This is a genomic window from Mycobacterium sp., assembly GCF_019247615.1.
Lineage (GTDB): Bacteria > Actinomycetota > Actinomycetes > Mycobacteriales > Mycobacteriaceae > Mycobacterium.
Genome location: NZ_JAFBAT010000225.1, coordinates 1 through 20,253 on the forward strand (window position 1 = coordinate 1; position 20,253 = coordinate 20,253).

The following is a 20,253-nucleotide window of genomic DNA, read 5'->3' on the forward strand; positions in this document are numbered from 1 at the left end:
GGCAGGTGCGTCGACGCGCGCATACGTTGGCGCACCGTACCTTTCGGCCAGCTCGTCATAGCGCTGCGACGGCGTCTGTCCGGTCACGGCCAAGATCTCCGACGCCAACAACGCCATGATGATGCCGTCCTTGTCCGTGGTCCACGCCGTCCCGTCCATCCGCAAGAACGACGCGCCCGCGCTCTCCTCCCCGCCGAAACCGATAGTGCCGCTGAGCAATCCGTCGACGAACCACTTGAACCCGACCGGCACCTCGACGAGCTTGTGGCCCATGCCCGCGACCACCCGGTCGATGATCGACGAGCTGACCGCCGTCTTGCCGACGGCGATGCCGGCCGGCCACGACGGACGGTGGGTGTACAGGTAGTCAATGGCCGCCGCCAGGTAATGTTTCGGATTCATCAGCCCCCCATCGGGAGTGACGATGCCGTGGCGATCCGAGTCGGCGTCGTTCCCGGTGGCGATCTGGTAGCGGTCCGAGGTGGCGATCGCGCGGATGAGCCCAGCCATCGCGTCCGGTGAGCTGCAGTCCATCCGGATCTTGCCGTCATGGTCGAGCGTCATGAACCGCCACGTCGCGTCGACCAGTGGATTGACCACGGTCAGCCCGAGGTTGTGTCGCTCGGCGATCGCGGCCCAGTAGTCCACGCTGGCACCGCCGAGCGGGTCGGCCCCGATCCGCACTCCCGCCTGACGGATGACGTCGACATCGACCACGTTGGGCAGGTCATCGACATAGGTGCCCTGGTAGTCGTAACGCTGGACGGTCTGCAGCGCGCGGGCCAACGGCACCCGCTTGACGACCGCTCCACCACGCAGAATCTCGTTGGCGCGCTTGGCAATTGCGTTGGTTGCGTCGGTATCCGCCGGGCCCCCGTTGGGGGGGTTGTATTTGAAACCGCCATCGGGCGGCGGGTTGTGCGAGGGCGTCACGACGATCCCGTCGGCCAGCGCGTCGGTTCGGCCGCGGTTGTACGTGAGGATGGCGTGGCTGACCGCCGGCGTCGGCGTATAGCGCTCGCGGGAGTCGACGACTGCCACCACGTCGTTGGCGGCCAGCACCTCTAGCGCTGACACCCAAGCGGGCTCGGACAGGCCATGCGTGTCGCGCCCGATGAACAGCGGCCCGGTGGTGCCTTGGGCGGCGCGGTACTCGACGATCGCCTGGCTGATTGCCAGGATGTGGGCCTCGTTGAAGGCTCCGTTGAGCGCCGACCCGCGATGGCCCGAGGTGCCGAAAGCCACCTGCTGAGCGATGTCGTCGGGATCGGGCTCGATGGAGTAGTACGCCGTGACCAGGTGGGGCAGATCGACGAGGTCTTCAGGCAGGGCCGGCTGACCGGCACGCGGGTGGGCCATGGTTACCAATTCTGCCCGTGCTCCATCGGCATGTCCCTCTATGCTGCGAAGCGTTCACCGGCTGGAAAGGAATCGACCCGTGGCGCAACATGACTACCGCGAGTTGGCCGCGGTTTTCGCCGGCGGAGCACTTGGTGCCACGGCCCGTGCGGCGCTCAGCACCGTTGCCTCCGCGGATCCGGCCAGTTGGCCGTGGCCGACGTTCACCGTCAATATCGTCGGCGCCTTTCTGGTTGGCTACTTCACCACCCGCCTGCTCGAGCGGCTGCCGACGTCGAGTTATCGACGCCCCCTGCTGGGCACCGGATTATGCGGCGGCTTAACAACTTTCTCCACCATGCAGGTCGAATCGCTGAAGATGATCGAACACGGCCACTGGTTACTGGCCGTCGCCTATACCGTTGCCAGCATCGCGCTCGGATTGCTTGCGGTGCACCTGGCGACTGCCATGGTCCGGCGGGCAAAGGTGGTCTCGTGACGGGCACCACCGCGGCGACGGTACTGCTGTGGCTTGGCGTCGTGCTCCTCGGCGGCACCGGCTCGGTTATGCGTCTCGTGGTGGATCGCGCCGTCGCACGGCGGCTCTCGCGGCCGTTTCCGTTCGGCACTTTGACGGTCAACATCAGCGGCGCCGCATTGCTGGGATTCTTCGCCGGCCTGGCCCTGAATAAGGAAGCAGCCCTGTTGGCCGGCACGGCATTCGTTGGCGCATACACCACCTTTTCCACCTGGATGCTCGAAACGCAGCGCCTCGCCGAGGAACGCCAGACGTGGGCGGTGTTCGGCAACATCGTGCTCAGCGTCCTGCTCGGTGTCGCCGCCGCGTTCCTGGGCCAGCGGCTCGCCAACCAGTTTTGACCGAGCAGCGACCGCGACGTGCTCACCGCTCGCGAGACGCCGTTCAACCTGTACCGAGAAGTTTCGCCAGGACGGTTACGTGACTGCCGTCAACGTGCCGACTCGCGGTGATCAGGGTGACGGCACCGCGCTCGGTCAGCTCCCGCAGTTCCGCCAAAGCCGGGCTGCCGGCCAGTTCCGCCTCGTAGCGCACCGCAAATTCATCGAAGCGCTCGGGTTGATGGTGGTACCACTCGCGCAGCTCGTTCGACGGCGCGACGTCCTTGAGCCAGATGCCCACCCGCGGGTCGTCCTTGCGGATTCCCCGAGGCCAGATGCGATCGACCAGCACGCGCTGACCGTCGTCGGGATCGATCTCGTCATAGACCCGCGCGGTGCGTACCGCCGGCTTGTTGTTCACGGCAAAGCCTCCGCCCATTTGAGCGCCCTACGAGGGCAATTGACAGCCACGCCCGCGCCTTAAACGCGCACGTTACGAGCGTTCTCGGGCGTGGGCGCCGGTTTGCCGAGCCGCCGTGTCGCCAGGGTGTGCTAATGTCGAACACATGTTCGATCACTTGATCTCTCTCGATCTGGCCGCCGATGAGTCGGCGCTCATCGAGCGGATCGCCGAGTTGGAGCGGTTGAAATCCGCGGCTGCGGCGGGACAGGCGCGGGCGGCGGCGGCGCTCGACGCGGCGCGGCGGGCCGCCGAGGCGGCGAGGGGGGTGCCTGCAGCGCAGCGCGGGCGGGGACTGGCCAGTGAGGTCGCGCTGGCGCGGCGGGATTCTCCGGCTCGGGGTGGCCGCCATCTCGGGTTTGCCAAGGCGTTGGTGCACGAGATGCCACACACGCTGGCCGCGCTGGAATGCGGGGCGCTCTCTGAGTGGCGGGCCACCCTGATCGTGCGCGAGAGTGCATGCCTGGACGTCGACGACCGCCGGGCGCTGGATGCCGAGCTGTGCGCCGACCCGGCCGGCCTAGAGGGGATGGGCGATGCGCGGGTGGTTGCGGCCGCGAAGGCGATCGCCTACCGGTTGGATGCGCGCGCGGTGGTTGAGCGCGCGGCCAAGGCCGAGCAGGATCGCACGGTCACGATTCGGCCCGCACCGGACACGATGACGTACGTGACCGCGTTGTTGCCCGTGGCGCAGGGGGTTTCGGTGTACGCCGCAATCAAGCAGGCCGCCGACAGCACCTTCGACGACCGCACCCGCGGTCAGGTGATGGCCGACACCCTGGTCGAGCGAGTCACGGGCCGCAAGGCGGCGGTACCCACGCCGATCGCGGTCAGCCTAACGATCTCGGATCAAACACTGCTGGGTGGTGATAGCGCCCCCGCGGATGTCTACGGCTATGGGCCCATTCCGGCGGCGGTGGCGAGGACCATGGTTGCCAAAGCGGTCGGTGATCCACGGTCGCGAGCGACGCTACGTCGGCTCTACGTGCATCCGCGCTCGGGGTCGCTGGTGGCCATGGAGTCGCGGGCGCGTCGTTTTCCGCGCGGCTTGGCCAGGTTCATCGAGTTACGCGATCAGCGCTGCCGCACCCCCTACTGCGATGCGCCGATCCGACACCGCGATCACGCCCAACCCTGGGCCCGGGGCGGGCCCACCACCGCCGACAACGGTCTTGGGGATTGCGAACGCTGCAACTACGCCAAGGAAGCTTCTGGCTGGCGGGTCGCCACCGCCACCGGCGAAAACGGTGATCACACAGCCGAATTCACGACACCTACCGGCAAAACCTACCGATCCGCAGCGCCACCGCGCGCCCCGGCAATCGACATCCACACCATCAGCCACCTCGAAGTCCGCATCGGAATCGCACTCGCAAAACACGCTGCCTAAAGGCTCACCCGCGACTGGTGAGCCGCTCGACGTCGACGACTTCGCCACGGTTGATGCTGACCCAATCGCGCCCGTCCAGGTATGGCCGAAGGTTTCGGCCGATGAGTTCGACGTCGGCCGGCGCCTTGGGTCGCTGCAATTCGTAGACGTGCGGTAGTTCGGCCATGCCAGTGACAACGCTCCACAGCGTCAAGGACCGAGGGCCGGTCGGCGGATCCACCAAAACCGGCCCAAAGAGGCACTGCCCCAAGAGAAACAACGTCGGCACACCGAACCCGCCGGCATCGAGGACACGGTGATGGTCGTGGCGGATGTCATCGTGTGTGGTTGGGTCGGCTAACGCCGAATCCACAACGGCGGCGTCGAGGCCGATGTCGCCGAGGAGGCGTCGCGCAACGGCCGGATCGTGCGGTTTGCCGCCAAGGGTGTGCAGTTCTCGTCCGATCGCGGCGTACCACCGGTCCAGTAGCGACATGTCCGTTCGGCGCAACAGCGCCCCGATTCGCATCAACGACCAACCGTAGGACCACTCCCGCTCCCACGGGTGCTTGTGGCCCTCCGACCGGTTGATCTCCTCGAGGCTGAAGAAACGCCAGTTGACGGTTATGCCCAGCTGCTCACGAACGTCGCGGATCCACAACGAGGTCTGGTAGGCGAAGGGACACATCGGATCGAAATGAAAATCCACGACGGTACTCATCGGCCTGGGCCTCCTCGGGTCAGTAGTGATACGTGTCCGTCGGCGCCGGCGAGTGAACCCGCTCGTCCTCAAACTCGGATACCTCGATGCCGTACGCGCGGGCCAGGTCGAGGATCTTGGTGGCACGCGCGATGCGCGGCAGATCGGAGCCGTTGCGGATCTCGCCACCATCGCGTTCGAACTCGGCGAAAAATTCTTTCGCCCAAGCGATTTCGTCTTGCGAAGGCGATAGTCCCTCGTTCACCACCGGGCATTGGTCGGGAGCAAGGCAGATCTTGCCCGTCATCCCGAACTCCACGGAGACGGCCGTTGCCTCGATGAGCTTCAAGGCGTTGGAGCCGATGGTCGGCCCGTCGATCGCGCTCGGCAGGTTGGCCGCCTTCGCTGCGATTGTGAAGCGCGACCGCGCGTAGGCCAGGGTGGTCGGGTCTTCCCCGAACCCAGTGTCACGCCGGAAGTCGCCGATGCCGAACGCGAGCCGGAATGTGCCCTTGGCCGCGGCAATCTCGGTGATGCGCTCGAGGCCCCGGGCCGTCTCGACCAGCGCCACGATGGGGACATTGGGCAGCCGTTGGGCGGTCTCGGTGACGTGGTCCACCGATTCCACCATCGCCAGCATCACTCCGCCGACCGTGGTGCCGGCCAGTGCCGCTATGTCGTCGGCCCACCATGGGGTGCCGAAGCCGTTGATGCGTACCCAGTCGGCGTTTCCGGCGCGAAGCCACCTCACGACGTTTTCGCGCGCGGCTAGCTTGTCTTTCGGCGCGACCGCATCCTCGATGTCGAGCACGACGATGTCTGCGCGCGAGTGCGCCGCGGACCGGAAACGGTCGTCATGCGCGCCGTTGACCAGCAGCCAACTGCGGGCGAGCACAGGATTGATGCGGGAGCCGCCGTCGGCTGGATCGGGCGCCTCGCCGTCGACGTGTTGGTGCATGGCGTGATCGGTCGTCATCTTCATCCCGTGGGCGCTGGGTCGTGTTCCCTAAACCGTAGCGGCATGCCAAAACGGGTGTCACATGCCCTGGCCGAAGCGCGCTGCAAGCTCAGCCGGGCAAGTACCCGCCGCGGCACCAGCAAATGATCGCGCTTGGCCGGTCACCCGCGCAGCACGTTGGTTGGCCCGGCGACCCGTGAGGTTTCATCGCTGACGAGTGGGGTAGCCCATGCCTCGCAACACCAGCGAACGCGGTCTCGCGTTGCGCTTGCCGCGGGGCTAGAGGCGACTGGTCCCGAATTTCTTTCTCGGTCATGCAATCGATCGGGAGAACCAACTCAGGAGTGATGATGCGTAAGACTATTGCCGTTGTTTCCGCCACCGGGGCGCTGTTGTTCGGAGGCGCAGGCGTCGCAAACGCGACCGTCGACAATGCTCCGGCTTCCTCGTCGACCACGACGACCTTGGCGGACAACACCAACACCAACACCACCGGTGACCAGCACAGCGACAAGTCAGGCCTTTGGGGTCTCCTCGGCCTCCTGGGCCTTGGCGGACTTGCCGGCCTGAAGCGCCGCAGGGACGCTGACGCCGTCAGCGGTGTCGCCACACCTACCCGGCGGCCCGGCGTCTAACCGCCTGCCGTCGTAGCCCCCGCCAGGCGCTGTTTAGCGTCTGGCGGGGGCTTGCGGCCACCGGGGAGGACACGGCGCGTTTACGCGTGTTCGCGCCGGGTATGCCTGGTCGAAGCGGTGCACAGCCCGTCAGCCCGCGCTCTCAATCACTGATAAGTGGGAGGTATCGGCGATGGCCGAGATGATTGTCCAATCACCCGAAGAAGTCGTCGCATTTCTCAAAGCGCAGCACAACCTCATCGAGGACATGTTCGACGAAGTGCTGCACGCCTCGGACCCCAAAGCGCGCGAAAAGCCGTTCGTGGAGTTGCGCCAGCTGCTGGCCGTACACGAGACGGCCGAGGAGATGGTGGTGCATCCGCGCGTGCGCCGCGAGGCCGACGCAGGCGACGCGATAGTCGACGCCCGACTCAAAGAAGAGCATGAGGCTAAGGAACTGCTCTCGGAGATCGAGAAACTCGATGTCACTTCTCAGCAGTTCATCGACGAGCTGACCAAATTGCGCGACGCCGTGCTCGACCACGCCAGGCAGGAGGAGAGTGACGAATTCCCCGTGCTGCAGCGCGAACTCGACGAGGACGACCTCAAGCGGATGGGCTCAGCGGTGCGGGCCGCCGAGGCGATCGCGCCGACCCGTCCGCATCCTGGCGTGGAATCGGCCAAGCTGAACTTCGCCGTCGGGCCGTTCGCCTCGATGCTCGACCGCGCTCGCGACTTGATCAAGCAAGCAATCGGCTAGCCGGAACCGCTCAGAGTTTCCGTAGTCTCGGTGAAGTGAGCATCGCACCGGATACGAGCGTTGCACTGGAGAGCCGGTTCTCGCGCGAGTTACCGGAGATGGCTGTCCGTTGGCAAGCTGAGACGGCACCCGAGGCAAGGCTGCTCGTGCTCAACGAGCGACTGGCCGCCGAGCTCGGCCTCGATCTGTCGTGGCTGCATAGTCCCGATGGCCTGCGCTTCCTGGTAGGCAACATGGTTCCGTGCGGTGCCGTCCCGGTGGCGCAGGCCTACGCCGGGCATCAATTCGGCGGCTACGTGCCGCAACTTGGCGACGGGCGGGCATTGCTGTTGGGCGAACTGGTCGTTGACGGCGGCCGCCTGCGCGACATCCACCTGAAGGGTTCGGGCCCCACCCCCTTTGCTCGCGGAGGCGACGGCCTGGCGGCGGTGGGCCCGATGCTGCGCGAATACATCGTCAGCGAGGCGATGCACGCGTTGGGCGTGCCCACGACGCGATCTCTGGCCGTAGTCGCCACCGGGCGCCCGGTGCAGCGCGAGACGGTCCTTCCCGGCGCCGTGCTCGCGCGCGTTGCCAGCAGTCACCTGCGCGTCGGAAGCTTTCAATACGCCGCGGCTATCCGCGACAGGGAACAACGAAAAGGCTTGCTGCGGCGCCTCGCCGACCATGCGATCGCCCGCCACTACCCGAGCGCGGCGCAAGCCGACCGACCCTACGTCGCGCTGTTCGAGGCGGTGGTGGACGCACAGGCGTCGCTCATTGCGCGGTGGATGCTGATCGGCTTCGTCCACGGGGTGATGAACACCGACAATATGACGATCTCCGGGGAAACCATCGATTACGGGCCGTGCGCCTTCATGGAGGCGTACAACCCCGAAACGGTGTTCAGTTCGATCGATTTCTGGGGGCGCTACGCCTACGGCAATCAGCCGGTCATCGCCGGATGGAACCTCGCTCGGTTCGCGGAGGCACTTCTTCCACTGTTTTCCGACGACGTCGACGAGGCGGTGGCGCTCGCAGAGGAGTCGTTCGGTGTCTTTGAACCCCGGTACGACGCCGTGTGGTCGTCGGGCATGCGTGCCAAACTCGGCTTGTCGGCCGATATCGACGCCGCCGTCGTCACGCACTTGGTCGACGGGTTGTTCGCCCTCATGAAGGAGAGCCGCGTCGACTACACCTCCTTCTTCCGCCACCTGGGCCAGGCGGCCAGGGGCAACTCCGAACCGGCGCGCGGCCTGTTCCTCAACCTCGCCGATTTCGACGACTGGGCGTCGCGCTGGAAGGCCCTGAGCCCGGACGCGGCGTCGATGGACCGGGCGAACCCCGTCTACATCCCGCGCAACCATCTGGTCGAGGAGGCATTGGCCGCCGCGACCGCCGGCAACCTCGATCCGATTGGGCTATTGCTGGACGCCGTCACGGCGCCGTATGACGAACGTCCGGGCCTTGAGCGGTACGCCAGTCAGGCGCCGGAGGATTTCGGCGCCTACAAAACCTTCTGCGGCACTTAGCTTTACGTATGCGCGGCCGGCGCCGGAGCACCTGCGCTGACCCGTGTCCCGAAAAGACGGCCGGGATTCGGTCGAAGTTAACGAAAATGCGCTGCTGTCAGTGCGCCTGCTGCACCGCGGGGGCGCTCGGTCGCATCGCCCCCCAAAGCCCAACCCCGATACCGAGGGCTGCGCCACCCAGGCCGAGAAGGCGTTGTGCGGGCTTCAGCTCTTGGCGGACGCTGAACGCGCCGAGCAGGTCGGCCGCATCGGCACCGCCGGAGGCGAGGAACCAGCCGCGGGTGTCCCTGCCGCGCAGCGCTGCCGCCGCGAGCAGTCCGCCGATCAGCGCATCGCGGTAGCCCATCGACCGCAGCAGCAGCCGCGCCGTAGGCATCGGCTCGTCGGGGTCGCCCCACAGCCGGTTCGCACCGACGGGATCGACCAGAAACGAGATGCCCGAGGCCAGTCTGATGCTCCCGGCTAGGAGTGCAGGACGATCGATTGACATGGCCGAAGCCTAGACGAAACCGATTATTTGGCACAGGTTTAACAGCACGGTGGCCCCGATCGCATCGGCAAACTCCTATTGGCACTTTAAAAGGCGCTCATCCCAGCTTGAACAGCGTCGTCATGGCTTAGCCCAGCGGCAGATTTGTCGACTCGGGTTTTCGAAAGCGCATGTGCGAGAACGTTTAGCGCTTTATTTTGAGTACCTATGACGGAACAGGGGGCTCCGCTCACGCACCGGCAGGCATACGTCGGCCACCCCGGCGTGCAACGACGCAAAAAACTCCCGCCCGACCCCGACGTGCGCCGCGCCATCTTGGCTGCCGCCTCGAAGTCCGTTCGCGAGCACGGAGTGCGAGGGCTCAACGTCGCCGCCGTTCTGGAACAGGCTCGTCTGAGCACCCGCGCGTTCTACCGGCATTTCGAATCGAAGGACCAACTCGTTGAGGCGGTCTTCGTCGAGATGACCCGCGCCGAGGTACTGCAGCTGAGAGAAAAGATGGTGGCGGCCGCGACACCGGTTGAGGCGGTAGCCGCCTGGATCGATGGACGATTAGAGCTCGCGTTCGACGAAAACGTCAAAGCGCAGTTGGGCCAGCCATCCCTCGAGGCGCAATCCCTGACTTCAGCGGCTCAGGGCACGCTCCTGGAGCCGCTCATCGAGGAACTTCAGCGCGGCCTGGAATTGGGTGTATTCAAAGACATTGTTCCCCTGACGGCGGCGAAGTCCATCCACGGCGTGGTCTGGGCCGCCACCCAGCAACGCCGGGCGACAAATTACTGCGACCGCGACGAAGTCCGCGTACGTGCGTTGCACTTCTGCTTGCGCGGCCTGGGAGTGACAAAGGAAGTGATCGAGCACATCGCCGCTGACGGCGCGCCGGGCTTTGCCTCAGGTCCGAGTCGATGCGGGCTCGTCGACCGGGGAACCGGGTTGGTTGCCAACCGAGCCACCTGAACAGGCGCGAAAATATGCGGAAAGGGCGGTTTTCACAGGTGGTCGTGGGGTACTCGACCGTCTATGACACACCTGTGTAACGTGGCTCCTCCCGGCAGGCATGCATGAGCGCGCCGCCGTCGCGCCGCCGCCCCAAGCTGGCGCCGGATCCCGATGTGCGGTGCGCCATTGTCGACGCCGCCTCGCAGTCGATGCACGAACAGGGTGTTGTCAGCATCGCCGCAGTTCTCGAACGCGCCCGGTTGAGCACCCGTGCGTTCTACCGCCATTTCGAATCCAAAGACCAATTGGTTGCGGCTGTCGTTTGGAAAATGGCGAGTCGCGAAACCCAAAGGCTGAGAACAAAAATGGCGGACACCGCATGCCCGGTCGAGGCGGTGATCGCGTGGATCGACGGACGACTCGACCTCCCGTTGGACGAAAGCACCGAGTTCAAACTGCGTGACCCGGCCCTCGGGGGCGGATCGAAAGAGTTCCTTGCGCCCGAGTTGGTCTCGCCCGCATATGACACTGTCCTCGGGCCCCTCGTGGAACAGCTTCAGCGAGGCCTGGAACTTGGCGCGTTCGCAGACATCGTTCCGGCGATAGCAGCGAAGTCCATCGACGGCGTGGTGTGGGCTGCTGAGCGGCAGCGGGCAGCACACCATCGCGACCGGTTCGAAGCACGCCAACGCACCGTGCGGTTCTGTCTGCGCGGGCTAGGCGTGGCGCCAGAAATGGTCGAGCGGTACGCCGGGGACCACGCGCGCGCGGGCTAGCCGCTCGTTCGGACTCAAGCGTCGCTGGCGGTCGGCTAGCATGGCCCCCATGGCCGAGCCGTCACCGGCTGCCGACGAAACCTTTGGGCTCAACCGCGCCGAGACGGTGGCCGTACCGAGTCACGCGGCATCGGATGAGGGTGAGCGCACCACGGCGCGCGACTACGACGACGGCATCACGAGCAAAATGCCGGCCGAGCACCAGTCCTGGAGCGCAACTTGGCGCAAAGCCGGTGCGCTGCTATTGGGGGGCCTCGCGATGGCGGGGGCGATTGTCTTTGCTTTCTGGCTCTTGAGCCCGGACACCAGGGGTTCGCAGTCAGCGACTAAGCCCAAGGACGGCTCCCCCGCTCCGGGGTCGGCGCCCTCGGCGGCAAGCGCCGCCCCGTCATCGATCGCCTCCACACCAGATCAGGACAACCAATACGTCAAGAGTCTGCACGACCATGGGATCTCATTCGCCAACCCCGAGGCCGCCGTCTACAACGGCAAGACGGTGTGCGACGACATCCGTCGAGGCATTACGATCCCGCAAATAATCGCGGCGTTTCGTGCGAGCAATCCGGCACTCTCCGCTGATGCCGATACTTACGTAGCCATCTCCGTTCACGCCTACTGCCCGCAGAACAGCAATCTCGTCGGCGGCGGTTCATAGCGTTGGGCAACATCCTTCGGAGTGTCGCGCGTTTGGCGATACCATTACCCATCCTCAACATCGATTCGAGCCAGCCAGATTCGCACACGCCCCGTCTCAGCATTCACCGCGGTCGCCTCGGGAGCCCCGCAACGTCGGTGGCACGCGCCTGTCGCTATCCGCAGCGCGGCATAGCTGGTGCGGAGGGGGTCCGACGGGAGTGCAACCATTGAGCGCGCTGAAGGCGCTGAAGGCCCCGCAGCAAAGCGCGGAAAATCGAACCCTCGTCATTTCCGCACTTTTTCCGATTGAATTGCGAAAATGCTGTTTGTGCCGAGGCTGATGGGACAGGGCGCGAACGGTGGGGAGCCGGTGGCGCACGGACGCGGTCCAAGCAACCCGAGGACCCGATGCGACCGTCCGGGAGTCAAAGGAGACAGTGCATGACTGTCGAGGACCGCGATGTCCCGACCGGATCGGAGCTTCAACCGCAACCGCAGCCGGCGCGCTCGACCGGATCGCAGCTGCGTAGGCAGCCGAGGCGCACACGCAGGTCCAGGTCGAAGGCGCTGGGCTTGATCGTCGGCGCGACAGCAATAGCGGTAGCCGCCCTGGCCGGCCTCAGCGCCGTGGCCGACTACGCCTTGAAGGACAGGACCGCCTCGTCGCCCGGGCCCCCGACGATGACAGTCACCGCATCGTCGAATGGGCTCGGCCCGGGGGACGGAGCAGATCGCGCGTTCCTGTCCGGACTGGCCAGCTACAACATCCCGGATCACGGCGAAGCTACCCGCCAGCGGTTCATGGAGTACGGCCATCACGTATGTTTCGCACTGTTGCCGCCAAGGCCGCAGTCGCTCGAGGCGACGGTGAACTACATCCTGGTCACCCAGAATCAGGATGTCGCCAAAGGTGATCCGTGGGCGCAGCGGCTCACCCACGAGGACGCGGAGCATATCGCGGAGGCCGCGATCAGCGCCTATTGTCCCAACGCGCCGAGATAGCCGGCAACGCTAACGCCAGGGGCAGGGAAGCCAGCGGCGGCTGTTTGCGTCGCGCACCATTTAGCAAATTGGCCGATTTCTGCGAGATTCGTTCAGGCATTCCCCACTTAACGGAATTGTTCCAGCACAGCAAACGCTGGTTGAACCACTGCAGCCTGGCTATTCTCGGTTCTGACATGACTCGTCGAGCCAGCCCCTCAGGGGATGCGGAAGTCGGTCGCCGATGACCGGACGCCATCGCCCCCGCCGTAAGCGCCCACTGACGGCGGCTGCCAAGGTGCTCGCCGCGCTGGTATCGGTGGTCGCGGTGGTTGCCACGGGCATCGGATGGGCCGCCTACCGGGCCGCATCGGCCGGCATTACGACATCCGAGGCGTTGGCCGGTCAACCGGCGTCGACCGGAAGTGAGCAAAACATCCTGATCATGGGGCTGGACAGCCGCCGTGACCAGCAGGGCCGGCCCCTGCCGGCAGATATGTACGACGCGCTGCACGCGGGCCGTGAAGACTCCGGCGACGGCGACGCGGACACACTGATCGTGTTGCACCTGCCCGCCGGCGACGCGCCGGCCACGGCGATCTCGATCCCCCGCGACGACTACGTGGATCTCGCCGGATGCCCGAACTCGAATTGCCGGGGGAAGATCAAGGAGGCCTACACCCGTGCCTACCAGCATGCGATAGCAGGTCACGCGTCGACCGCCCCGGCCTTCAACGAAGGTCAGGACGCCGCGGCCAAAGAACAGGCGGCGCGTGAGGCGGGCCGTAAGGCCGAGATCGGCACCGTCAGGCGGCTGTTGCAGATCCCCATCGACCACTTCGTGGAGATCACCTTGGCGGGGTTCCTCCAGATCGCCAAGGTGGTCGAACCCGTCACCGTGTGCCTCAACGAGGACACCGCGGACCGCTACTACTCGGGCGCGGACTTTCGTAAAGGCGTCCAACAGATCAGCGCAACGCAGTCGATTGCGTTCGTTCGGCAACGTCGCGACGCAAACGATGCGATGTTCACCGATCTCGATCGAACCCGCCGCCAACAGGCGTTCATCGTTTCCCTGGTCCATGCGTTGCGCCGCAGCGAAACGTTGTCGGACCCTGCCCGGTTGCGTGCCCTGTTGGACGTCGCCAAGCAAACCATCGCCGTTGACGCCGGATTCGATCTGGAAGCCCTTGTGCGCCAGGCATCCGCGTTTCCCGACAGACCGGTCGCGCTCTATACGTTGCCGGTCACCGACTTCGGCGACATCTCGGATGGCGAAAACGTCAACTTCATCGACCCGTCCACCATCCGCTCAGTTGTGCACAGCCTGTTGGCCACCGATTCGCCCTCGGCGGCCCCGCCGGGCAGGCAACCAGACGACGGCACCGCACCGAGCGCGGGCGGCGTCACGCTCGATGTGGTCAACGCATCGGGCAGGCAAGGTGAGGCTGCCGACCTCCAATCATCCCTAGCGACAGGCCATTTCAGCAAGGGAAAGGTCAGCACCGCCGACTCAACCCGCCAGACGAGCTCTATCGCATACGGCGCCGGTGCCGGGGCAGCCGCCACCGAGCTCGCCGACGAATTCGGCATAATCGCAACCACTTCCGAGGGCGTCGTCCCCAACACGGTGCAACTGACCGTCGGGACCGATTTCTCCAGGTTTGGCGACCTCAATCGAACGTCGACGTCGACGGCCACCACCGCCGCGGCGCCGGTCACCACGGTGCCGGCCACCGGTACCGGCCGGCAAGAACCGACACCGACCGAACTCACGCGCATGACCTCCGAGGAGATTCCCTGCGTGAAATGACAAGTCGCTAAGGCGTTTTCCGCCGGGCCGGCGATGCAGCGCTCCCGTAAAGATCCAGGGCCCGGGCTGCCGCCGTCGCCACGTCGCCCCGCAGATCCGTGATCGGCGGGCTACCGCGCTGATGGATAGCGTTCGTCAGCAGAATGACGTACGTATCAGAACCCGGGTCGATCCAGAGCGTCGTTCCGGTAAACCCGGTGTTGCCGAAGCTGCCGATCGGAAAGACCAGGCCTCGGGGCTTGGAAAAAGGTGTATCGATATCCCAGCCGAAGCCGAAAAGATTCTGTCCCCGGATCGCCGGATAGCTCGAGGCGACGGCCTTTCGCGCGGAGTTCGCTGCGTCGAGCTGTTGGACGCTGTGTCCGGGTTGCTCGGGAGTCGTCATCAACTCGAGAGTCGCTTGCTTCAGCGGGAAATTGCTCGGGCGGCCGGCAAGCCGATCCAGCAGCGCCTGGGCATAGATGGCGACGTCGTGGGCGGTCGAAAAGACACCGGCATGACCCGCCACTCCGCCCATGCGGCGCGCCGTCGGGTCATGCACGGTGCCCCGAAGCAGGTAGTTGAAATCGGGATTCTTGCTGGGATCGTCTCTGTTTTCCTCGTCACGCGCCGTCGGCGCGATTCGCGGCAGCAGGCTGGTGGTCCAGGAGCCGGCAGGACAGGTCGGTTGCCCCGTCGGCGCAGGAACCCAACCTATTGCGGCTCCCCTGATGGTGTGGGGACCACAGGCTTTGGTCGGCGGAAGATAGCGGGTCTGTTGCATACCGAGCGGGGCAAACACATTCTGCTGAACGAAGACGTCTTCCGGGGCGCCAGTCAGCTTTTCGAGCAGCGCGCCGAGCAGAATGTAATTGATGTCGGAATAACGGAACGTCTCAGCGGGGCCAGATTGCAGCGGTGTGGTGAGGGCACGGTGAAGGCCTTCGGCCTTGTCGGCCTCCCCCAACCCCCACGGGTCCCGCAGGTTAACGTCTATCCCTTCTCCTGAGGTGTTCGTCAGCAGCATGCGAACCGTCACCTTCGCGCGCTGGGGGTCGTTCGCCTCGTTGAAGTCGGGCAAATACTTCTGCACGGGATCGTCGAACTGCACCTTGCCTTGCTCGTATAGCTGCATGACGGCCGTCGCCGTTGCCAGGGACTTCGTCAGCGATGCCAGGTCGAAGATCGTGTCCTCGGTCATCGGCTCCGCAGGCGCCGGCGACCCGTCGAGGCCCGGTTCGCCCGCGAGCTTGCGCGAACCGAAAGCCTGGCGGAAGACGATCTTGCCGGCATGCCCGACGATCACCACGCCGCCGGGCAGCAAGTGTGCCGCGATCGCGTCGTTCATCAGCGTGGAGACGGATGCGAACTCCGGGGCAAACGCGGCTTCCGGTAGGTCCGGTGCCGGCACGCTTTGGGCCACCGCCATGTGTGGCGGGCTGGCCGCGACTGCTACTTGGGCCCCGTACTCAGGTCCCGCCTCCCCGGGCGAGGAAGCCGCGGCCAGTGCAAGCAAGACAGCTCCGACAGCTATCGCCTTACCACAGCGGACCAGGGCGCCTACTCCGGGCATATCGCAAGCGTAGGTCGATGGGCTTCCGGGTGGGCACTGCTTGCGCGGGCAGCCCGAGGCAAGCCGACAATTCGGGACAGTGGTTACCCAAGCGCCGCTACTCTGATCGCAGCGGTCCAGCCCGGGCTGCAGCAAGCGGTGAGGCCTCATCCCCATTGAAGTCCGTCAGGTGGTGGGTTGCCGTGCTGGTGGGTACGGCAGCGGGCGTCTCGTTGGCCCACTGCGCCGCCGCGCCGTCACCTCCCGCGACCGAACGGTCAGCGTCGGTGCCCGCGTCGTCCGTGGGCGGCGTGCCGCCGGCACCCGGCGGCGGCGCCGTTCAGCCCGTCACTGCCGTGGAACTCGGTGCCAGCTGGCGACCGGGCTGCCCGGTCGAGCCGGCGGAGTTGCGGCGGGTCGACGTGGACTACATCGGTTTCGACCGCCAGACGCGCCGCGGCCAGCTGATCGTGCACCAAGACGTGGTGTCGGATGTGATTGCGGTTTTCGGGCAGCTCTACCGGCTGGGCTTTCCGATCGAAAAGATCAGCACCGTCGATCACTATCCGGCCGCCGACGATGAGCTCTCCATGGAGGACGACAACACCTCGGCGTTCAACTGCCGACGCATTCCTGGCAGCGGCGCATGGTCTCAACACGCTTACGGTCGAGCTATCGATGTCAATCCGCTGCTCAATCCCTGCATCTATGCCAGCGGTGCATTCGAACCGCACAACGCGGCAGCCTACCTCGACCGCGGCCGCAGCGACCCGGGACTTTTACACCGCGACGACCCAGCCGTACACGTCTTCACCGACCATGGGTGGCGGTGGGGCGGCGACTGGACGGCTCCCATTGATTACCAGCACTTCGAGCGGCCCTGAGCACTGAATCGCGCCCGGCCAATGTCGGGACATGGCGTAGGAGGATGGGCAACATGCCGGATCCTAAAACCGACGACTCCTCAACCTCGGCGCGACCGTTCGAACCCGACGACAGCTGGGTGCCCGCCGATGCGCGGTTCCTTGGCATCGACCGACGGACCGTCCGCCCGACACTGGCGGTGTTCGCACTGGCCGTGGTGATGTCGGTGGTACTGCCCATCATTGACGCGCAGGTGCCCTACCACGACATCGTCAAGGCCGGCGACCTCATCGAGCTCGAAGGCGATGTGACTTTTGTGCCGGAGGCCGGCTGGGGAATCACATCCGGTCTCCGCGCCGGTAGCGCACCATTGTCCGGCGAATATCCCGCGACCGCGACCGTCGAGAACGGGGCCCTCAAATTCAAGGTCCACACGGGACGATTCGACGGTGACGCCGACAAACTGCTGGACCAGATCGAGACGACCTCCGAAGCCCTCAACCGAAACCGCGGCGTCCACGTGACAGGCGCGCAGACGACGATCGTCACCGATCAAGGGCGCCAGGGCGCGTCAGTCCGAGTCACAGGACCACACACTGCCGGCTTGATCGCGGCCTTCGTTTTCGAGGGTCGTGGAATCGAAGCCGTCGCCACCGGACCATCGGATGTGGGGCCACAGCCCACGGCCACGATCCTGCGAATGGTCCGCAGCATCCGCCGATCAGAAGAGGTCAAGCGGTGACGACGACCACGGTTAGCGACCTCGATCGCGCCCGCGCCACCGCGCTCGACCTCTCCGGATGGGGTAGACGGTTCACGTTCTATCAGCCCCGCAACTGCGCGTTCTGGGGATACCTGATGCTGGTGGGAATCGGTGTCTTCCTCTTTGTCTCCACGCTCGCCCGTGAGTACGACGCCTACGGCCAGGCAATCGCTTTGGCGGTCACCTCTTTCACGGTGTACGCGGCGTTGTTCTGGTGGTTCACGCAACACATCGACCACTACGCCAAGCTTCCGGCCAAGCTGATGGTCATCGCCTTTTTGTGGGGCGGCTTCGCCGCGACCTGGGCGATGGCGGCCAACGCCAACAGCGCGCTTCTGGCCCTGTACGGAAAAATCTGCGGGCAGGTTTGGGCGCTGAACTGGGGCGCCGCGCTGTCGGCTCCCTTCACCGAAGAACTGGCGAAGGGCTCGGGCCTGTTGCTGCTCATCGCGTTGGCGCCACGGCACGTACGAACCGCGTTCGACGGCTTGATCCTGGGGGCTTTCATAGGACTGGGATTCCAAATCCTCGAAGACATCTCCTACGCGATGACGTCAGCCGGCACCCAGTTCGGCGCGAATCAAATCGGGGCGTCCATCAGCACGATCATCGTGCGAATGGTCAGCGGGGTCGCCGCGCATATCCTCTACAGCGCAATCTTCTGCGCCGGATTGGTTTATCTCCTTGGCCGGCCCGCCGAGCCACGCAGGGTAGGGCGGGGCCTGTTGCTTGTGGCGATTCCGATTCTGCTGCACGGGGTTTGGGACTCGGTGGCCTCCATCGGCGGTCCGAGCGCGTTGGCATTGTTGGGAGTGCTGATCGCGGTCGTCGTCGTGGCGCTCATCATCGGTGTGCTTGTTTACCGGTTGACGGTTCGGCGTGAGCGGGACTTCGTGCGCGATGTCATGGCCCCGGAGGCCGCCCGCGACGTTATTACCGTGACCGAACTCGACGCCGTAGCCGGCACCCGCAAGGTTCGCAGGTCTTACCGCAAGGCCGGCCGCAACCGTCGCGAACGCAGGCGCGCCCGCTACGTCCTCAATGCTGTGTACGGCCTCGCGGATGAGCTGGCTGCCGCGCGCGGCGTCGACAGCGACCGGGTTCGCTTCGCCCGTAGTGAGATAGGCAGAATCCGCGCCGGCATCCCGCCACCGGAACGATGAGGCGGCGCGATTTTGGGTGCGGGCTCTGGTTGCGACGTGTCGCGTCCGTATCGTGATGCCATGGATGCCGCCGCACCCGACAACGGTGATGAACGCCCGGGTTGCGTCGACCGCCGTCAGCTGCTCAGGCTGGCGGGCGGCGTCGGCGTGGCGTCCGTGCTCAGCGCCTGTGCAAGCACTTCCCGGACGGGCTCGGTTTCGGCGTCCGAGGGTCCGGCTGCGACATCGGTGACCGGCGCCGGCCAGGCGACCAGACCGGCGCAGCCCGTAACCTCGGCTCCGCTCGCCCCGACCCTCACCCCGGCCCTGTTGCTATGCCGAGACGCGTGGGGCGCGCGACCTGCCCGTCCCGGCGGCAGGCGCCACACCATCAGTCGCATGACCCTCCACCATGAGGCCGTGGTCCTCGGGGACAACCGGAACGCCCCAGGCCACCTGCGGCAGGATCAGCGGTACCACCAGGACCAGCACGGCTGGATCGACATCGCCTATCACGTCGGCGTCGACCGCAACGGCAACATCTACGAACTGCGCAGCACCGAGATTGCGGGCGACACCGCGACGGACTACGACACCACTGGCCACTTCCTGGTCCTGTGTGAAGGGGACTTCGACCAGGAGCCCGTGCCGGAAGCCCAGCTTCACGGAGCCGCTCTGGCGTTCGCCTGGGCGGCCCAAAACTTTGTGATCGCGACCAACACGTTGGCTGGCCATCGTGATTTGGCCCAGACATCCTGCCCGGGTGCGAACCTCTATGCCCATCTCTCCTCGGGAGACCTGAAGCACCGCATCGACGATCTGCTCGCCGCCGGCAGGGTGGATCTCCAGCGCTTCTGCGGAGCGGATGCCGCGGCGAGAGTCGCGGCTATCGAGGCGGGTAACTGACCGCCGCTGTGCCGGCGCTTCTGAACGCGATGCTGTTCCGCAGGAGTGCAAGGGGCGCAAGAGATCTGAACCCCCGGGTGCCATCCCCACCAAAGAACGAGTGCGAGATCTGAAAGCGTTGCTGTGCGCGGCGTGCGGCCACCAACACCACTAGATTGACCGCGGCCCTTCCCAGCGCCATTCGACTCGTTCGCTTCCGCCAGCTTGGAGGCTTCGAGCGGGCACGTCGGCCGAGGTGGTAGCCCAGGCACAGTGCCATCGCAAGTCCGGCGATGAACGCGAGCACGGTCATGAAGATCAGCGTCCTTCTTCGCGGTCGCGACAAGGTCACATCACAGAAACACCTCGGCCACCACATGGAAGTGCGCGTAGCCGCGCCGGCGAGTTTCGGGACGGCCACGGTCCGGGCGGTGCTGCACGCGATTGCAGCACGCGGGGCGGAACGTGCCTGTCCTGCAATAGGTTACGGACGGACCGTGATAGCGGGAACTGCGCGGGCGCCGACCTTGCTCGCTTCACGATCCCGGTGGTGGCTAGCCTGCCAGGTATGGTTCCGTCGCCTGCCGCGCTCACCGCTCACGAGTTGGAATTGCGAGAGCAGGTTCGGGCGTTCCTCACCGAGACGCTGCCCTGGGGAACATTCGAACCTGGCCTCGGGATGGGCGCGGAGGTCGACCGGAACTTCTCCGCCTCGCTGGCGGAGCGTGGCTGGATCGGCATGGCCGTGCCCGCGCGCTATGGCGGCCGCGACGCCACCGCCGTCGACCGGTTCGTCGTGGTCGAAGAGCTGCTGCGCTGGGGCGCCCCGGTAGGTCATCACTGGGTGGCCGACCGACAGATCGCA

Annotated in this window: 24 protein-coding genes; 16 read left to right on the forward strand and 8 right to left on the reverse strand. The window is 65.7% G+C overall.

Annotated features, from left to right (window positions below; translation table 11 throughout):
- Nucleotides 1-1,359 (reverse strand): phosphoglucomutase (alpha-D-glucose-1,6-bisphosphate-dependent) (gene pgm, locus JO059_RS15485; RefSeq protein ID WP_293320198.1); only part of this gene is annotated, 1,359 nt, incomplete at its 3' end.
- 79 nt (nt 1,360-1,438) lie between these two features.
- On the opposite strand from pgm, the gene crcB (JO059_RS15490) reads away from it, so the two are divergent.
- Nucleotides 1,439-1,837: a fluoride efflux transporter CrcB gene (crcB, locus tag JO059_RS15490; RefSeq protein WP_293320200.1), complete on the forward strand. Its 399-nt coding sequence runs from the start codon at nt 1,439-1,441 to the stop codon at nt 1,835-1,837.
- The gene (gene crcB, locus JO059_RS15495) at nt 1,834-2,217 is read left to right on the forward strand and encodes a fluoride efflux transporter CrcB (protein ID WP_293320202.1); all 384 of its coding nucleotides are present in this window, start codon (nt 1,834-1,836) and stop codon (nt 2,215-2,217) included. The genes crcB (JO059_RS15490) and crcB (JO059_RS15495) overlap by 4 nt, the downstream gene beginning before the upstream one ends.
- 43 nt (nt 2,218-2,260) lie before the next feature.
- On the opposite strand, the gene JO059_RS15500 is transcribed toward crcB (JO059_RS15495), so the two are convergent.
- A complete protein-coding gene (locus tag JO059_RS15500) occupies nt 2,261-2,617 on the reverse strand; it encodes a DUF488 domain-containing protein (RefSeq protein WP_293320204.1) in 357 nt (118 codons plus the stop codon).
- Between the two features lie 145 nt (nt 2,618-2,762).
- On the opposite strand from JO059_RS15500, the gene JO059_RS15505 reads away from it, so the two are divergent.
- The gene (locus JO059_RS15505; RefSeq protein WP_293320206.1) at nt 2,763-4,046 is read left to right on the forward strand and encodes an HNH endonuclease signature motif containing protein; all 1,284 of its coding nucleotides are present in this window, start codon (nt 2,763-2,765) and stop codon (nt 4,044-4,046) included.
- A 4-nt stretch (nt 4,047-4,050) separates the two neighbouring features.
- Here JO059_RS15505 and JO059_RS15510 read toward each other — a convergent pair whose 3' ends face one another.
- Both JO059_RS15510 and JO059_RS15515 read right to left on the reverse strand, forming a co-directional pair.
- Complete coding sequence (locus JO059_RS15510; RefSeq protein WP_293320208.1) at nt 4,051-4,746, reverse strand: DsbA family protein; 696 nt, start codon at nt 4,744-4,746, stop codon at nt 4,051-4,053.
- Between the two features lie 19 nt (nt 4,747-4,765).
- Entirely contained in the window at nt 4,766-5,701 is a 936-nt protein-coding gene (locus JO059_RS15515; RefSeq protein WP_293320210.1) for a CoA ester lyase, read from the reverse strand.
- Between the two features lie 332 nt (nt 5,702-6,033).
- Between JO059_RS15515 and JO059_RS15520 the strand changes: the two genes are divergently transcribed.
- From JO059_RS15520 to JO059_RS15530, 3 genes are all read left to right on the forward strand, one after another.
- Nucleotides 6,034-6,318: a WGxxGxxG family protein gene (locus JO059_RS15520; protein WP_293320212.1), complete on the forward strand. Its 285-nt coding sequence runs from the start codon at nt 6,034-6,036 to the stop codon at nt 6,316-6,318.
- A 172-nt stretch (nt 6,319-6,490) separates the two neighbouring features.
- Nucleotides 6,491-7,057, forward strand: coding sequence for a hemerythrin domain-containing protein (locus tag JO059_RS15525; protein ID WP_293320214.1), 567 nt, complete (start codon nt 6,491-6,493; stop codon nt 7,055-7,057).
- A gap of 35 nt (nt 7,058-7,092) precedes the next feature.
- The gene (locus JO059_RS15530) at nt 7,093-8,568 is read left to right on the forward strand and encodes a protein adenylyltransferase SelO (RefSeq protein ID WP_293320216.1); all 1,476 of its coding nucleotides are present in this window, start codon (nt 7,093-7,095) and stop codon (nt 8,566-8,568) included.
- A gap of 97 nt (nt 8,569-8,665) precedes the next feature.
- Here the strand turns inward: JO059_RS15530 and JO059_RS15535 are convergent, their stop codons facing one another.
- A complete protein-coding gene (locus JO059_RS15535; RefSeq protein ID WP_293320218.1) occupies nt 8,666-9,058 on the reverse strand; it encodes a DUF4267 domain-containing protein in 393 nt (130 codons plus the stop codon).
- 207 nt (nt 9,059-9,265) lie between these two features.
- Here JO059_RS15535 and JO059_RS15540 point away from each other — a divergent pair, with 207 nt between their 5' ends.
- From JO059_RS15540 to JO059_RS15560, 5 genes are all read left to right on the forward strand, one after another.
- Nucleotides 9,266-10,015, forward strand: a complete 750-nt coding sequence (locus JO059_RS15540; protein WP_293320220.1) for a TetR/AcrR family transcriptional regulator — start codon at nt 9,266-9,268, stop codon at nt 10,013-10,015.
- Nucleotides 10,016-10,119: 104 nt separating this feature from the next.
- On the forward strand, nt 10,120-10,773 hold the full coding sequence (locus JO059_RS15545; RefSeq protein WP_293320222.1) for a TetR/AcrR family transcriptional regulator: 654 nt from the start codon (nt 10,120-10,122) through the stop codon (nt 10,771-10,773).
- Between the two features lie 49 nt (nt 10,774-10,822).
- Nucleotides 10,823-11,428, forward strand: a complete 606-nt coding sequence (locus tag JO059_RS15550; protein WP_293320224.1) for a DUF732 domain-containing protein — start codon at nt 10,823-10,825, stop codon at nt 11,426-11,428.
- A gap of 422 nt (nt 11,429-11,850) precedes the next feature.
- Nucleotides 11,851-12,411: a DUF732 domain-containing protein gene (locus tag JO059_RS15555; protein WP_293320226.1), complete on the forward strand. Its 561-nt coding sequence runs from the start codon at nt 11,851-11,853 to the stop codon at nt 12,409-12,411.
- A gap of 223 nt (nt 12,412-12,634) precedes the next feature.
- A complete protein-coding gene (locus JO059_RS15560) occupies nt 12,635-14,203 on the forward strand; it encodes an LCP family protein (protein WP_293320228.1) in 1,569 nt (522 codons plus the stop codon).
- 7 nt (nt 14,204-14,210) lie between these two features.
- On the opposite strand, the gene JO059_RS15565 is transcribed toward JO059_RS15560, so the two are convergent.
- On the reverse strand, nt 14,211-15,611 hold the full coding sequence (locus JO059_RS15565; RefSeq protein ID WP_293320238.1) for a serine hydrolase domain-containing protein: 1,401 nt from the start codon (nt 15,609-15,611) through the stop codon (nt 14,211-14,213).
- Nucleotides 15,612-16,021: 410 nt separating this feature from the next.
- Here JO059_RS15565 and JO059_RS15570 point away from each other — a divergent pair, with 410 nt between their 5' ends.
- From JO059_RS15570 to JO059_RS15580, 3 genes are read left to right on the forward strand one after another with little or no spacing between them, the layout of a single operon-like run.
- The gene (locus tag JO059_RS15570) at nt 16,022-16,618 is read left to right on the forward strand and encodes a M15 family metallopeptidase (RefSeq protein ID WP_293320230.1); all 597 of its coding nucleotides are present in this window, start codon (nt 16,022-16,024) and stop codon (nt 16,616-16,618) included.
- 53 nt (nt 16,619-16,671) lie between these two features.
- Nucleotides 16,672-17,340 (forward strand): hypothetical protein, encoded by a 669-nt coding sequence (locus JO059_RS15575; protein WP_293320232.1) that lies wholly within the window; start codon nt 16,672-16,674, stop codon nt 17,338-17,340.
- Nucleotides 17,337-18,524, forward strand: a complete 1,188-nt coding sequence (locus tag JO059_RS15580) for a PrsW family intramembrane metalloprotease (protein WP_293320234.1) — start codon at nt 17,337-17,339, stop codon at nt 18,522-18,524. The genes JO059_RS15575 and JO059_RS15580 overlap by 4 nt, the downstream gene beginning before the upstream one ends.
- A 116-nt stretch (nt 18,525-18,640) precedes the next feature.
- On the opposite strand, the gene JO059_RS15585 is transcribed toward JO059_RS15580, so the two are convergent.
- A complete protein-coding gene (locus JO059_RS15585; RefSeq protein ID WP_293320242.1) occupies nt 18,641-18,823 on the reverse strand; it encodes a hypothetical protein in 183 nt (60 codons plus the stop codon).
- A 10-nt stretch (nt 18,824-18,833) separates the two neighbouring features.
- Between JO059_RS15585 and JO059_RS15590 the strand changes: the two genes are divergently transcribed.
- Nucleotides 18,834-19,409 (forward strand): N-acetylmuramoyl-L-alanine amidase, encoded by a 576-nt coding sequence (locus JO059_RS15590; RefSeq protein ID WP_293320240.1) that lies wholly within the window; start codon nt 18,834-18,836, stop codon nt 19,407-19,409.
- On the opposite strand, the gene JO059_RS22970 is transcribed toward JO059_RS15590, so the two are convergent.
- Nucleotides 19,390-19,701: a hypothetical protein gene (locus JO059_RS22970; RefSeq protein ID WP_366516219.1), complete on the reverse strand. Its 312-nt coding sequence runs from the start codon at nt 19,699-19,701 to the stop codon at nt 19,390-19,392. The two genes, JO059_RS15590 and JO059_RS22970, sit on opposite strands and share 20 nt — an antisense overlap.
- Nucleotides 19,702-19,956: 255 nt before the next feature.
- Here JO059_RS22970 and JO059_RS15595 point away from each other — a divergent pair.
- A partial coding sequence (locus tag JO059_RS15595; protein WP_293320236.1) for an acyl-CoA dehydrogenase family protein occupies nt 19,957-20,253 on the forward strand: 297 nt, incomplete at its 3' end.